Here is a 15,029-nt window from a genome sequence, read left to right as displayed (position 1 = left end):
ATACCAAAAAACACATATTATCAGCCTTATTTAACCAACTTCTTCATCTCATCAATACGTGCGACGGTCGCGTCGTATTTAGCTTGGTAATCAGCTTGTTTGTCGCGTTCTTTTTGGACGACTTCTGGTTTGGCGTTGGCTACGAAGCGTTCGTTAGAGAGCTTCTTACCGACCATATCCAGTTCTTTTTGCCATTTAGCAAGTTCCTTGTCGAGACGAGCCAGTTCTTCTTCGACATTGAGGAGGTCAGCCAGTGGCAGATAGATTTCTGCTCCTGTGATGACGCTTGACATAGCCAGTTCAGGTGCAGGAATAGTTGATGCGATTTCCAAGTGTTCTGGATTTGTGAAGCGTTTGATGTAGTTGACATTGCTGTTAAAGAAGGCTTCCAAGTCGCTATCGCTTGTCTTAACAAGGATGGTGATTGGCTTGCTTGGTGCTACGTTTACTTCCGCACGCGCATTACGAACGGCACGGATCAAGTCTTTGAGACTTTCGACACCAGTGTGGGCAACAAGGTCTTCAAAGGCTGGGTTGACAGTTGGGTATTCTGCTGTAACGATAGAGCCTTCTGAGATTTGTCCAAAGATTTCCTCTGTCACGAATGGCATGATTGGGTGGAGAAGACGAAGGATCTTGTCCAAAGTATAAAGGAGAACAGAACGTGTGATGACCTTCTCTTCTTCGTTATCGCTATAAAGGACTTCCTTGGTCAACTCAACGTACCAGTCCGCAAACTCATCCCAGATGAAGTTGTAGAGGATGTGCCCAGCCACACCAAACTCAAACTTATCAAAGTTAGCCGTCGCTTTTCCGATAGTTTCATTGAGGTTGTGGAGAATCCAGCGATCTGTGACATTTCCAGCTTCCTTGTTAACCACTTTTTCCACATTGGCAGTTGCTTGCTCAAGGGTCAAACCTTCATTGTTCATGAGGATGTAGCGAGAGATGTTCCAGATCTTGTTAATGAAGTTCCATGAAGCATCCATTTTCTCGTAAGAGAAGCGCACGTCTTGCCCTGGTGCAGAACCGTTTGAAAGGAACCAACGAAGAGCATCGGCACCGTATTTCTCGATGACATCCATCGGGTCAATCCCGTTACCGAGTGACTTAGACATCTTGCGTCCTTGCTCGTCACGGATAAGACCGTGGATAAGGACGTTTTGGAATGGCTGACGACCTGTGAATTCCAAAGATTGGAAGATCATACGAGACACCCAGAAGAAGATGATGTCGTAACCTGTTACTAAGGTTGAAGTTGGGAAGTAACGTTTGAAGTCTTCTGAGTCGACATCAGGCCAGCCCATGGTTGAGAATGGCCAAAGGGCAGAACTGAACCATGTATCCAATACGTCTTCGTCCTGGGTCCATCCGTCACCTTCTGGAGCTTCTTCACCGACGTACATTTCACCCTCAGCATTGTACCAAGCAGGGATTTGGTGACCCCACCAGAGCTGACGAGAGATAACCCAATCGTGAACATTTTCCATCCATTGAAGGAAAGTATCATTGAAACGAGGTGGGTAGAATTCAACCTTGTCCTCTGTGTCTTGGTTGGCAATAGCATTTTTGGCCAATTGGTCCATCTTGACGAACCATTGAGTAGACAAGCGTGGCTCAACTACAACACCTGTACGCTCTGAGTGACCAACACTGTGGATACGTTTTTCGATTTTGACGAGGGCACCGATTTCTTCCAACTTGGCAACAACTGCCTTACGAGCTTCAAAACGATCCATACCTGCAAATTCGAAGGCCAAATCATTCATAGTTCCGTCGTCGTTCATGACGTTGACTTGTGGCAAGTTATGGCGTTGACCAACCAAGAAGTCGTTTGGATCGTGGGCAGGCGTGATTTTCACGACACCAGTACCAAACTCAGGATCCGCGTGTTCGTCTCCAACGATTGGAATCAATTTATTAGCGATTGGAAGGATGACGTTTTTACCAATCAAGTCCTTGTAGCGTGGGTCTTCTGGATTGACCGCAACCGCAACGTCCCCAAACATGGTCTCAGGACGAGTTGTCGCAACTTCAAGGGCGCATGAGCCGTCTTCTAACATGTAGTTCATGTGGTAGAAGGCACCTTCGACATCCTTGTGGATGACCTCGATATCAGAAAGAGCTGTGCGAGCTGCTGGGTCCCAGTTGATGATAAACTCACCACGGTAGATCCAGCCTTTCTTGTAAAGGTCCACAAAGACCTTGCGAACGGCTTTTGACAAACCTTCGTCAAGAGTGAAACGCTCACGAGAATAGTCTACAGAGAGCCCCATCTTGCCCCATTGTTCCTTGATAGTAGTGGCATACTCGTCCTTCCATTCCCAGACTTTCTCTAGGAATTTTTCACGCCCCAAGTCATAACGGCTGATGCCCTCACCACGCAAGCGCTCCTCAACCTTAGCTTGAGTCGCAATCCCCGCATGGTCCATCCCTGGAAGCCAAAGCGTATCAAAACCTTGCATGCGTTTTTGACGGATGATGATATCCTGCAACGTTGTATCCCAAGCGTGACCAAGGTGAAGCTTACCAGTTACATTTGGTGGTGGAATTACGATTGAATAAGGCTTAGCCTTTTTATCGCCTGAAGGCTTGAAAACATCCGCATCAAGCCATTTTTGGTAACGTCCAGCCTCAACCTCGGCTGGATTGTATTTAGGTGAAAGTTCTTTAGACATGTGTTTGTCCTTTCTAGTTAATACCTTTAAATAAAATTAGTAGGTAGAAGATAGGCTTTGATTCAACTCATCTTGTTTTTCTCATTATCTTCTATTAGCAAAGAAACGGTGAAAATTTTACATTAATTTTCTCTCATTATCTTCATAATATGTTTATCAAAGTCTGATATAATTTTTTGAGTTCGGTTAAATTTTTCATACTCCTGGATGGCTTTTAAGTCTGCTTGTTTCTTGGAAATACTTCCTTTTCCTTCTAAGATTTCATATTCATTAAAAGATAGAAAGCGATCAATACTATCTGCCAATCCTCGCATTGTAAAAGTATTACGGCGCTCAACCAAACCCTCGATATAATCAAAATAGGCTGTAACCGTTCGCTCTAGTTGTCGAATTTCTTTTTCTTGCAAATAATTTTTGGCTACCGTTACATCTGATTTGAGCACTCGTCCATCAGGTGCATGTTTCCAAGTAGTTAATCCCATTTTTTCTTTACTAGCATCGGCTTGCTGATAGATAATTTCTGCAGCAGTATTTCCAGTAATTGCATAATGAAATTTATTTTGCACCATAGCATAGAAATTTTTAGTAATATCTGAGTTTCGATCATAATCTATGGCACATTCGGCAAAGATATCCGTAATTTGTTGATAGATTCGGCGTTCGCTAGAGCGAATAGAACGAATCCGTTCTAAAAGTTCACGGAAATAATCTTGTCCAAAAACTGTCTGTCCTTGTTTCAAGCGTTCATCATCTAAAACAAAACCTTTGATGATAAACTCTTTCAAGGTCTTGGTTGCCCAAATTCTAAATTGAGTAGCCTTGCTGGAATTTACACGATAACCAACTGAAATGATAGCATCCAGATTGTAATATTCAAGTTCACGCCTGACAGTTCTATTCCCCTCTTGTTGAACCTGTGCAAATTTTGCACAAGTTGACACCTTATCCAACTCACCACTATCATAAATGTTTTTTAAGTGCTTTGTAATGACACTTCGTTCAACTCCAAAGAGCTCTGCAAGACCTTTTTGAGTCAACCAAAGATTTTCATCTTGTAAAAGGATATCTAGCTGAACGTCGCCATTTGGTGTAGTATACAGGATGAAATTAGAAATTTCATTCAAGACAATTCACCTCCCCCCTTCCATAAACAATTACTTCTCGTTCTTAAACTTTATGCCGTTTTCTTTCAGCTTTTTAACGGTTACGGGACCAATTCCCTTCAAAGCGAGAACTTCTTTTTCAGTCCATTTTTTGAAATCTGAAGACCTACGAATCCCATTTTCAACAAAGATGTGAACAAGATCCATCCGAATTCCCTTCATTGTTTCCTCGTTCATAAAGGAATGCCAGTCAGTGACCTCGGATAAATTTCTTATTATACTAGAATGATTCGAAAATACTGGTTTACGGCGGAACTTTTTGGCTTCGTTTGTTAAAAATTTCGTTAAAATAATATTTTCTAATAAATAATCAAATAGAGGATACAAACTAGCTTGTAGCGATTCAACTGAATTTGGACAATAGCATTCTTGGTCTTCGATATCTATAACTTTGAATTGCCAATCTTCCTCTATAAAGAATTCAACAGCTTCATCATTGATTTCCACTAATTTTGCAAATAGCTGACTGGCTTCCTCAATTTTTCCTTGAGAAAAAGCAGAGATGATGGCATGAATAAGAATGGTATCGTCCCGTTTCCCTTTATTTAATTCTTCACGATAGAAACGTTCAACCTTTAGTTCCTGACCAGTAATATGATACAAGGAAAGCATACAGAAGACAAAATTAGGAGGAAACCGTTCTGGTCGCTTACTCAAATATAGGTCAATCAATTCTATAGCCTTAGAATTGAAGTTCTCCATCATATAATACTCAATCAGAAACATCAGAGCAGACAGGATAGGGCGTGCTTCAAAATAATTCCAACTATTGTATCCATTCATTTTCCATTTTTCTAAAACTAGAATTTCAAAATCCAATACTTTTTTAAAAGTTGACAAATCAAAATCTTCAACTTCTGATAAGAATAAATGAAAATCAGCAGCAAAATAATCTGGATTAATTTTTAAAACTTGCTTTAACAGTTTATTTCGCTTCTGTGTATTCGGAGTATGCATAGCTTCTCTAAATAAAGCATGATCCTCATGCCAGTCAAAACTTCCATTTTTTAGTTGGTAATTGATTAGCTGAACATCTGGATACTCTCCGTATTCATCAGCATATTGCATCACTGCTGTATGTAGTTCATCGAAATTTTGAATGGTCCGACGTTCTACAAAAGTTGGATTTTGGGCCATGATTTCTGTCCAAGTAGCCTCCTCTTCAGAAATAACTTTAATATCCAACTTTTGCTGGCGTTTTAATTCTTTTTTTCTATTTTTCTTTTTAGCCATCTATTTTCTCCTCTAACTCATTCTTTAATAAGTCCTATCTCAACTGTATTGGATATTCTTACGGACTCGAATACAAGCTTGAATAGGAAATCCCAGTTTCTTTGTGATTCGTTTACTTTGAAGGTTATCCCCCAAGCGTGACCAAGGTAGAGTTTTTTCCAGTTACATTTGGTGGTGGGAATCACTATTGAATAAGACTTAGCCTTTTGATCTCCTGAAGGCTTGAAAATATCTTCATCAAGCTATTTTTGATAACGACCAGCCTAAACATAGGATGGAGTGTGTTTAGGTTAAAGTTGATTAGACATTATTTTTTCTCCTTTTATGAATATTTCTTTTATATCTACGATTTATTAATACACTGTGCATGTTGTCACGATACACGTAATATCCATTATGGGTGTTTAAATAGAAATACTGTAATAACCAAATTATAGCCTTCCCAATAACTAATGATAATATGAAACAAACGAAAATAATTATAGTTGAGGCAAATAATTCAGACATCCAATCAGCTGCGGGAGTTATAAATTCGACCAATTTCATCTTAATCTTTAAACCCCAAATAATTTCGGTTAACTTTGGAATAATACTCAACATTAATAGAGTAAGAAAACTATATAGTTGAGTTCGATAGAGGTGTCTATCCATTTTCTCAGTTCTTATTGGTTTTTTCTTATATTTTTTTGTATCAAATTGAGAATTTATTTCTCCAATTAGACTAGGAATTAATATTGGCAAAAACCAGGTTAAAGCATTTATTAATTCATTTTCAACCTGATTAAATATTGCTAACAACAATATACAGATTGTTCCAGTTAGCCATGATGCTATTACTTCTTTGGTATCTTTTGCACCATGTCTAATTAGATTATGAATTATCCACCAGAATATTAAATAAAGCGCAATAAATGAATTAAATATAAAAATGTCAGTTATTAAATCGGAATGAAAATCAATAGCTTTAGAAATAAAGTAATAAATATAGATATAATACCATAAAAACGAATTAATAAGCATCGTGGCATATACATTCCATAGTGTCTTTCCCTTGGAGATATCTATTTTATTAACTTTTTTAAATATCTTGATTGATATTATAGTTTTTATAACAGATAATACCAATGGTAATATTAAAAGTATTACAATGATAAGCCAGTTATTTATGTGATTTTTACTTATGCCATAATTAGTAAAAAAATATTGAGATACGTTGATTAAAGTTGATTCAACTAGATTTAGGTTATAAAGAATGTAAGTCAAGATTCCGCAAAATATTCCATCCCATGCGTTCATAAAAGCTAAAGATTTAGTACTTTTAGTAAGAAAAACTCTAAACTTATTAAATCGATTTTTATAGTTAAACACATATATTAGTATCAAGGCAAATTGTAAAATTATAACTAATTTAAAATCGGTAAGACAGAATATAATTAGAGATATTATTGGAAAATACGTTAGCGCATACATAAGTATTTTCCAAGTTTGAGCAAAAAGATTCCTCAATCTATTGTCAGTATTAAAATAATACATTAATTTCAATCTTTGCCTCCTAAATCTAATCTAAAGGTTGGTAAATCAAAATCTTCAACCTCTGATAAGAATGGGTGAAAATCAGTAGCAAAATAATCTGGATTGATCTTTAAAACTTGTTTTAACAGTTCATTTCGCTTCTGTGTATTTGGAGTATGCATAGCTTCTCTAAATAAAGCATGGTCCTGATTCTAATCAAAAATCCTATTTTTCAGTTGGTAATTGATTAGCTGAACATCTGGATACTCTCCGTGTTTATCAGCATATTGCATCACTGCTGTATGTAATTCATCGAAATTTTGAATGGTCCGACGTTCTACAAAAGTTGGTTTTTTAGCCATCTATTCTCTCCTCTAACTCATTCTTCAATAGTTCAAACTCTACCTCTGCTGTATTGGATATTCTTATAGCCTCGGATACAGGCTTGAATGGGAAATCCCAGTTTCTTTGTGATTCGTTTACTTTGAATGTTGTACTCCAAGAGCGATTAAGGTAGAGTTTTCCAGTTACATTTGGTGGTGGGAATCACAAACGAAAAAGATTGAGACTTTTGAACTTCTTGAGTCTTGAGAACGTCTTCATGAAGTTGTTTAGACATGTGTTTGTCCTTTCTCTATTTTGTTCATTTTATTTTGAATTTGTTTAGCAGCTTCTTCTGCAGACAAATTCGTATTATTTATTTTAAAGTAGTGGTGTAGCTCATTCGGTTGGATTTTAGAATTTAATTGAAGGGTTTCAATGGTCTCTAAAATTTCTCTTTCAGACACCTCAATATGTCGTTTCAAGGGCTTGTGCTTCAACCGATTCTCTGTTCGATTTCGACGTAAACGCTCTTCAAGGCTTGTTTCCAATTCAACAAAAAGAATCTCTTGATGATAGTCATTCAACAAATCCTGAATTTGCTTCAAATACATCAGCTGGTACTGATTTGAAAAATCAATTACGTCAGTTAAAATTACTGATCGCTGATTTCTTGCACTTGCTCCAAGGAAAGAAAAGGTGATTCCACGAACAAATTCCCACATTTCCTCTGTGTAATCCTGATAGATTTCTAGTGCAAAATCGATGGCTTGATGGTTATAAAAGAGGGTAGCATCTGTCAGTCGAGACAGTTCTTGACCAATCGTCATTTTTCCTGATGCTGGAGCACCAATGATGAAAAGATGCATCAAATCACCTCCCACTCACTCCTCAGCAAGCCATATATCAGACTGTCATAGCGGTTGCCTTGGGCATCTTTGCTGTCTCGGATTCGAGCTTCGAGGGTAAATCCAAGTTTTTCCGCGACTCGTTGACTTTGGACATTGGAGCCAAAACAAGTTAGTTCAATCTTGTGAAGACCCAAATCTTTAAAGCCTAAGTCGATCAAGGCCCGCGCTGCTTCTGGAACATAGCCACGGCCCCAGTAGTCTGGGTGCAAGGTATAGCCAAGCTCTAGCACATCATCCGCATGGCGGTGGTTGAAGTCAACAGAGCCAATGATTTTATCAGTCCCTTTAACGACAATTCCATAGCCAGCTGGGAGATTCTCCTTTTGATTACGTTTAGGAAGGATATGATCCAGATAATAAATCTCATCTTCCAAGGTCTTGACTGGAGGAAAGCCTGCTGGATAGGAGACCTCTGGGAGACTAGCGTAGGCATGGATATCCTCGGCGTCAGCCACTGTGCGGACTCGTAGGATAAGTCGCTCTGTTTCCAACCGTTCTGGTAACTCAGCTCTTGTCATCCTTCTTCCTCGCTTTTTTGATGAAGCTCCCCTTAATATCTACACGCTTGTCCAGATAACGATAGACGCGCTGATATCCATCTCCAATGAAATATGTTGGGGCAAACAGTTCATTTCTAAAATGTCCCTTTTCATCCAAAAGTTCTGGGTCAACAAGTCGCTCAACAATCTTAGCGAAAATATGACAAATTCCCTCTTCCTCAACAATCCTATCTACCTGACAATCCAAAACGACTGGACAGTCCTTTAAAATCGGTGCCTGAGTCTGTTCAGAAATCTCGTAGTCTAGCCCCAGATGTTTCAATTTCTCTCGATGACTGATAAAACCAGCCTGCTCCATCTCGAGCATGAGATTTTCATCAGGAATATTCACAGTAAACTTCTGGTAATGCTTGATTTGCTCAGCCGCATTTTCCTCAGCACCAACACCGATGACTAGCCAATTTCCCAAACTATAGGAGGAGCTACAGGTCGTAATATTGTGTCCAAAATTTTGATCCTGATACCCCAAAATAAAGATAGGAAAGCCATAGTAGAGTTTACTTGTTTTAAATGATTGTTTCATAACAACCTCCTTTGCCTAAGACACAAAAGAAAAGCCCTGCCATCTACATGACAGGGACGAATGTATTTATCCGCGGTACCACCCAATTTCGGGCAGTTGCCCGCAACTCTCGTCTTTAAAACAAAAAGACACTTTTATTTCAATTTTTCATCCATTAGCAACTAGTTTTGACACATTTGTGGACTTCTCAGCACCGCCACTTTCTGTAAAACGTGGGATTCAAAACACCTCTAATGGCTCTATTGTAGCAAGATTTTTTCGGAAATGCAAGGCACAAGAAAGATTACTTGAACTTGATGCCATTTTCCTTCAATTTCTTGATGGTAGCTGGGCCGATTCCTTTCAAGGCAAGAAGTTCTTTTTCAGTCCAGTTTTTGAAATCTGAAGCAGACTTGATTCCTTCATCGTAGAAAGTTTTAGCACGGTCAAGTGGAAGTCCACCCAAGTTTGCTGCAAAATCTTCTACAGAATTGGCTACTTTTTGAGCTTGCTCTTTGGTAGCTTCTACTGCTTGTTCAACTTTTTTAGAAACAGCCTTACTAGCTTGGCTTGCTGACTGTTCTGCACGTTTTACGACTTTTTTTGTCTCTTCTACAACCTTAGTCACAGTACTTGAAAAAGCACCTGCACGACGGAGGCTATTTCGTAATTGTTTTTTACGATTGAGTTTCTTTGACATGATAAAATCCTTTCAATAAAAAATCCCTGTTCTGACAAGGATTTAATATAAATATTCTATCAAGATTTTAGTAAAAAATCAAGAATCTATCTCGTTTAATAATTCCGCTCACCAAACAAGCCTTCTGGTAAATCATGGAATCCCTTACCTGCCTTGAAGTTTTCAAATTTTCCAAGCAAGAACTGATAAGCATCCAAGCGGCTTTCGTAGCGAATCATGGCATCTTTGGCACGCTCGTCTTGGTCTTCTTCGTAGACTTTTTGGCTTTCCTTGTGCGCCATGTCGTTAATCATAATCTGGGTATTGACCCAGGCTTCAAATTCCTTCATAAATTCTTGTTCGTAACTCATTTTTTCTCCTTATTCTAATCCACGGAAATAGTCCGTGTCAATCTCTCGGTAGGGCTGGATATCCTGAACATACTCCAGCACTCCTTGGAATTCTCCATCTTCATCGTGTACTGCGGCATAGGTGATGTGGACAAACTTGCCTCGCGACTCGGACTTAAACCACATTTCATACTTGTCTTTAGTACCCTCACGAAGTCCCTTCATGATGGTCTTTACCTTGTCCAAGTACTTAGGTGGATGGCAGAGTTCGACATTGCGCCCAACTTGGGACGGGGTCCGTTTGAAAATCATCTCATCAGCCGGCGTATTGTCATTGTAATACTGGAAAATATCGTCTTTATTGACAAAGGTAATCTCCATAGGGAGGTGATTGAGGATGAGGTTGGCCTGCTCGACTGAGAGATAGCCATTGCCAAAAGTCTGCTGACTATGGCGATCCAGCACTGCTTCCTTTTCCTTAGGGGTAAAGGTAATGGTGAACTGGCCTTCTGGTGTATCGATAACTTGCTGAACTTGACCCTCTGCCGTGTCTAGTTGTACTGGCTCCTCTGCACTCTTTTCCTCAACAAAACTCTGACGTTCTGGCACCCATTTTTCTGACGGACGGATGATGGCATAACCATAGGCATCGCTCTCCTCCGCAATCTGAAGCCAGTCATCCTGAGTAAAGGACTCAAGGAGAATCATGAGAAGAATAGACTCTTCCTTGAAAATCATACTTTCAAACTCTGTCGCAAAGGCTTCAAAATCTTCTTTTACAGTGCTAATCGACACTTCTGGTAGTGACTTGGCTGTCGCTAAAGCTGTTTGAAAGAGTTCCCTAATCTGGTCATCCACTCCCCACATAACTTTGGGAGGCGAATCGTGCCCATAACGCTCCATGATAGGAAAGAAAAGTTCTTCTTTACGTTGGTAATGAATATCAAATTGACCTACAAGTCCCATCTGACGCACCAAACCCTTACGCATCTCCGCAATCATTTCTTCATCTTCCATAGACTCATAGGTATCTAACAATCTACGAATGCGAATCAAGGCCGCACGGAGGGCTAGATTTTCTTCTTTGAAAATCCGAACTGGGTGACCTGGGTGTTCGGTATCTGCAACTTCGACATCCTTAACAGCATTTTTAAAAAGGTTGGCATGGACATCACAGAGCTCCATAACATCTTCAAAGGTGACACCTGAGTCTGAGTTCATCAGCTCGTGCTCCATAAGGGAAATCTCGATAGCTGAAACACCTGTAAAGGTCGCATCAAAGCGCTCCTGAACCGACTCAGGAGAGGCGCCATTATGCAATTCTAACAAAATGTCCCGTAGGACATGAATCCGTTCATCTGCCATTAGTCTAATCCAATCACTTCGTAGCCATTTGCTTCCAGCGTACGAACAATCTTATCCATAGGAGTTCCTTCAAGCTTAGAACCCTGCTTAAGCGATACTTTGCGCCCGACGGTATTGCGCATCAAGGGATTGGCTAGAGGTTTAAAACCCAGCTCCACTAAGATTTCCAAAACTTCTGGATGCTTGTCCACCACTTCTGCAACAGGAATTGACACATCGATGATATTGTCCATGACGACCTCCATTATCGTTTATAAATGATATTATTTATTTTATTATACCATAAGGATGACTGCCACACACCAAAAAAGAGGGTCACCCCCTCTTTCTTATACTCAATGAAAATCAAAGAACAAACTAGGAAGCTAGCCGCAGGCAGTACTTGAGTACGGCAAGGCGACGCTGACATGGTTTGAATTTGATTTTCGAAGAGTATTAGTTTTTATCCAGATTGCGTAGCATTTCGTCAATCTTGTTTCCATATTCGATGGATTCGTCTTTGACGAAGGTTAAATCTGGGATTTTGTACAATTTCAAATTGCGACCAAGTTCACGTTTGATGGTACCAGTTGCTTTTTCAAGCCCGATTTGGGCTTTTTGATTATCCGAAGCAAGGTTACTCAAAATGGTGTAGTAAACCTTGGCAACAGACAAGTCACCTAGCATCTGAACATCTGTGATGGTCACACCTTGGACACGGGGATCACGGACCTTCTTTTGCAAAATCTCATTGACTTCACGCTTGATTTCCATGCCCACACGATCCGTACGGAAATGATTTGCCATGATATTCCTTTCTCTACTTTGAACCAAAAGCTAGGCCAGCAGACCTAGCTATTTCTATTAGATAGAGGAACTAGAGCCATTTGAATCTAGGAAACAAGCCTTAGATAGAACTGAAGTTCATCAAGGCGATGTTGACGACGAGTCAAATGAGCTATCGTTTCTCTATTATCTCTTGATTTCTTCCATGACATACGCCTCAATCACATCATCCATCTTGATATCATTGTAGCCATCGATCATCAATCCACCTTCACGGCCGTTTGTAACTTCTTTCACGTCGTCTTTGTAGTGTTTCAAGCTTGCGAGTTCGCCATCATAGATAACGACACCATCACGGATAACACGGACTTTAGAGTCACGGGTAACCTTACCGTTGATAACCATGAATCCACCGATAGTTCCCACTTTAGACACCTTGAAGGTTTCACGAATAACTGCTTCACCGATAACTTTTTCTTCAAATTCTGGATCAAGCATCCCTTTCATGGCTTCTTCCATCTCTTCGATAACCTTGTAGATAATGCTGTGGAGACGGATTTCCACATCGTCAGCTTCAGCTTGTTGACGAGCTTGTGGTGTAGGGCGTACGTTGAAACCAACGATAAAGGCATTTGAAGCTTCAGCAAGGGTCACGTCTGATTCGTTGATCGCACCGACCGCTGAGTGGACGATGGTCACTTTGACACCTTCCACATCAATCTTTTGAAGTGAGGCAGAAAGGGCTTCAACAGAACCTTGTACATCGGCTTTGATAATAACGTTAACTGATTTGAGTTCACCAGCTTTAAGGGTATCAAAGAGGTTTTCAAGGCTGACACGTTGGGTAGCTTGACGTTGTTTCATAAGGGCACGTTTGGCACGTTCTTCACCAGCTGCACGCGCAGATTTTTCATCCTCGTAAACAGCAAAGTGGTCACCCGCCATTGGCGCTTCGTTCAAACCTGTGATTGAAACTGGTGTTGATGGTCCAGCAACCTTAACACGACGACCAAGGTCGTTGGTCATAGCACGGACACGACCGAAGGTATTTCCGACAACGATTGGGTCTTGGACATTCAAGGTACCTTGTTGAACAAGAAGGGTTGCGACCGCACCTTTTCCTTTATCCAAGCGCGCTTCGATAACTGTACCGATCGCACGCACTGTTGGGTCTGCCTTGAGTTCTTGGATTTCAGCCACAAGAAGGACTGTTTCCAACAATTCTTCGATATTTTGATTGAACTTAGCTGAAATTTCAACAAATTCAGAATCTCCACCCCAAGCTGTTGACATGACACCATGCTCTGCCAATTCACCGATAACACGTTCTGGGTTGGCACCTGGTTTATCAATCTTGTTGATGGCTACGATGATTGGAACGTTAGCCGCTTTTGAGTGGTTGATGGCTTCAATTGTCTGAGGCATAACACCATCATCTGCCGCTACGACCAAGATCGTAATATCGGTAACAGAAGCACCACGTGCACGCATAGATGTAAAGGCCGCGTGTCCTGGTGTGTCAAGGAAGGTAATCTTCTTGCCATTTTCCACGATTTGGTAGGCACCGATATGCTGAGTAATCCCACCTGCTTCACCTGTCGCAACACGAGAGTTACGAAGGGTATCCAAGAGGGTTGTTTTTCCGTGGTCAACGTGTCCCATGATAGTTACAACTGGTGGACGCTCAACCAATTTATCTTCATTGAGATAACCATCTTCGACAAAGAAACGTTCGATGTCGGCATTATCCACTTCAACTTTTTGTTTGGCTTCGATACCATAATCTACCATGAGGAGTTCAATCGTTTCCCCATCCAAAGATTGGTTTTGTGTGGCCATGACACCCATCATAAAGAGTTTCTTAACGATTTCAGCTGGTTCACGTTTGATACGTTTTGCGATTTCCGCAACGGTCATACCATCTGTATATTCAAATTCTGTTGGCAATTCATGGAATTTACGCTCTGTAACAGGTTTTGGAGTCTGATTACGATTGTTCTTGTTATTGCCTTTTTTGTTCTTTTTATTGCTATTCCAGTTACTATTCTTTTGATTTCTCACTTGATTTTGACTACTTCGATTCTTTTGTTGTTTTCTAGGACCATCTTCTTCATGATCATAATCGTCACGATTTTTGTCTGGTCGAGCTTGTTTTTTACGACGTGTATCCACTGCAGCTTCTTTTTTGTCAGGGATAACTTCAACCACTGCTTGAACTTGCTGCTCTTGTTGGGCTTGTTCAGCTAGTTTAGCAACTTCTTCAAAGATTTCCTCAGGCTCCTTGCGTTTGTTTGCTTGAGCTAAGGCTTCTTTAGCAGCCTGATACTGCTTGAAGCGTTCCTCACTTGAACGGGCATATTCTGCATTTTGCTCTGCTTTTAGGGCTGCTGCACGGGCTTTAAAGTCAATACGTGGAGCCGCTTGATGTGGACGTTTGTCCTCTTGTTGACGGCGTTCATTTCCACGATTTTGCTGACCTTGCTGTTTCTTAGCTTGGTCATTAAAGCGACGATTGTCGCGGTTGCCTTGACCTTGTTTTCCACCAGTACGGCCGTCGTTTTTCTGACGGTTGCCGTTTTGTTGTTGGTCACGGTTATTGCCCTTATTTTGCTTGCGTCGTTCTGCCTGCTCTTTGGCACGAGCTTCACGCTCAGCCTTGAAATTACGGCTTTGCGGTTTAGCCGCTACTTTTTCTGTTTTAGGAGCGACTGGCTCAGCTGGTTTTGCCTCTTCCTTGGCTACAGCTGGTTTAGCTGGCTCAGATTTTTCGGCTTTCTTTTCTGCACTTGCTTTTGGTGCAGCAGGTTTTGCTTCTGCTTTCGGAGCAGCTGCAGGCTTAAAGCTGGCAGCGATTTTTGCAGCGACAGCTTCTTCCACACTTGATGAGTGGCTTTTCACATCCAAGCCCAACTCTTTTGCACGCGCTACAACTTCTTTACTTTCTTTTCCAAGTTCTTTTGCGATTTCGTACAATCTTTTCTTAGACAAAT

Annotated in this window: 15 protein-coding genes and 1 pseudogene; all 16 read right to left on the bottom strand. The window is 40.6% G+C overall.

From position 1 onward, the window contains the following. Window positions 1-26: 26 nt before the first annotated feature. The gene (locus SK629_RS02150; protein WP_042900380.1) at window positions 27-2,678 is read right to left on the bottom strand and encodes a valine--tRNA ligase; all 2,652 of its coding nucleotides are present in this window, start codon (window positions 2,676-2,678) and stop codon (window positions 27-29) included. A gap of 122 nt (window positions 2,679-2,800) precedes the next feature. Continuing rightward, complete coding sequence (locus SK629_RS02145; protein WP_042900379.1) at window positions 2,801-3,802, bottom strand: virulence RhuM family protein; 1,002 nt, start codon at window positions 3,800-3,802, stop codon at window positions 2,801-2,803. A gap of 30 nt (window positions 3,803-3,832) precedes the next feature. Next, a complete protein-coding gene (locus tag SK629_RS02140; RefSeq protein ID WP_042900378.1) occupies window positions 3,833-5,074 on the bottom strand; it encodes a hypothetical protein in 1,242 nt (413 codons plus the stop codon). Between the two features lie 116 nt (window positions 5,075-5,190). Then, window positions 5,191-5,337 (bottom strand): annotated as a pseudogene (locus tag SK629_RS12985) (class I tRNA ligase family protein); the annotation flags it as partial. Window positions 5,338-5,374: 37 nt separating this feature from the next. Next, window positions 5,375-6,607, bottom strand: a complete 1,233-nt coding sequence (locus SK629_RS02135) for a hypothetical protein (protein WP_042900415.1) — start codon at window positions 6,605-6,607, stop codon at window positions 5,375-5,377. Between the two features lie 5 nt (window positions 6,608-6,612). Beyond that, window positions 6,613-6,768, bottom strand: a complete 156-nt coding sequence (locus SK629_RS12405; protein ID WP_180958199.1) for a hypothetical protein — start codon at window positions 6,766-6,768, stop codon at window positions 6,613-6,615. A gap of 30 nt (window positions 6,769-6,798) precedes the next feature. Next, window positions 6,799-6,948, bottom strand: coding sequence for a hypothetical protein (locus SK629_RS12330; RefSeq protein ID WP_160165280.1), 150 nt, complete (start codon window positions 6,946-6,948; stop codon window positions 6,799-6,801). Window positions 6,949-7,197: 249 nt separating this feature from the next. Beyond that, on the bottom strand, window positions 7,198-7,776 hold the full coding sequence (locus tag SK629_RS02130; protein WP_042900377.1) for an AAA family ATPase: 579 nt from the start codon (window positions 7,774-7,776) through the stop codon (window positions 7,198-7,200). Next, entirely contained in the window at window positions 7,776-8,336 is a 561-nt protein-coding gene (locus SK629_RS02125) for a GNAT family N-acetyltransferase (RefSeq protein WP_042900376.1), read from the bottom strand. The genes SK629_RS02130 and SK629_RS02125 overlap by 1 nt, the downstream gene beginning before the upstream one ends. Further along, window positions 8,323-8,901, bottom strand: a complete 579-nt coding sequence (locus SK629_RS02120) for a flavin reductase family protein (protein ID WP_042900375.1) — start codon at window positions 8,899-8,901, stop codon at window positions 8,323-8,325. Before SK629_RS02120 ends, SK629_RS02125 begins: the two co-directional genes overlap by 14 nt. Before the next feature lie 283 nt (window positions 8,902-9,184). Continuing rightward, window positions 9,185-9,580, bottom strand: a complete 396-nt coding sequence (locus SK629_RS02115; protein WP_042900374.1) for a helicase — start codon at window positions 9,578-9,580, stop codon at window positions 9,185-9,187. Window positions 9,581-9,675: 95 nt separating this feature from the next. Beyond that, the gene (locus SK629_RS02110) at window positions 9,676-9,930 is read right to left on the bottom strand and encodes a DUF1912 family protein (RefSeq protein ID WP_000119707.1); all 255 of its coding nucleotides are present in this window, start codon (window positions 9,928-9,930) and stop codon (window positions 9,676-9,678) included. 9 nt (window positions 9,931-9,939) lie between these two features. Beyond that, a complete protein-coding gene (locus SK629_RS02105) occupies window positions 9,940-11,274 on the bottom strand; it encodes a DUF438 domain-containing protein (RefSeq protein WP_042900373.1) in 1,335 nt (444 codons plus the stop codon). Continuing rightward, window positions 11,274-11,507, bottom strand: a complete 234-nt coding sequence (locus SK629_RS02100) for a DUF1858 domain-containing protein (RefSeq protein WP_000368739.1) — start codon at window positions 11,505-11,507, stop codon at window positions 11,274-11,276. The genes SK629_RS02105 and SK629_RS02100 overlap by 1 nt, the downstream gene beginning before the upstream one ends. A 202-nt stretch (window positions 11,508-11,709) precedes the next feature. Then, window positions 11,710-12,060, bottom strand: a complete 351-nt coding sequence (gene rbfA / locus SK629_RS02095) for a 30S ribosome-binding factor RbfA (protein ID WP_001273601.1) — start codon at window positions 12,058-12,060, stop codon at window positions 11,710-11,712. Window positions 12,061-12,225: 165 nt separating this feature from the next. Further along, window positions 12,226-15,027 (bottom strand): translation initiation factor IF-2, encoded by a 2,802-nt coding sequence (gene infB, locus SK629_RS02090; protein WP_042900372.1) that lies wholly within the window; start codon window positions 15,025-15,027, stop codon window positions 12,226-12,228. Window positions 15,028-15,029 lie beyond the last annotated feature (2 nt).

Source organism: Streptococcus mitis (assembly GCF_000722695.1).
In the GTDB taxonomy this organism is placed as follows: domain Bacteria; phylum Bacillota; class Bacilli; order Lactobacillales; family Streptococcaceae; genus Streptococcus; species Streptococcus mitis_O.
This window is presented reverse-complemented; position numbering and strand designations above follow the sequence as displayed.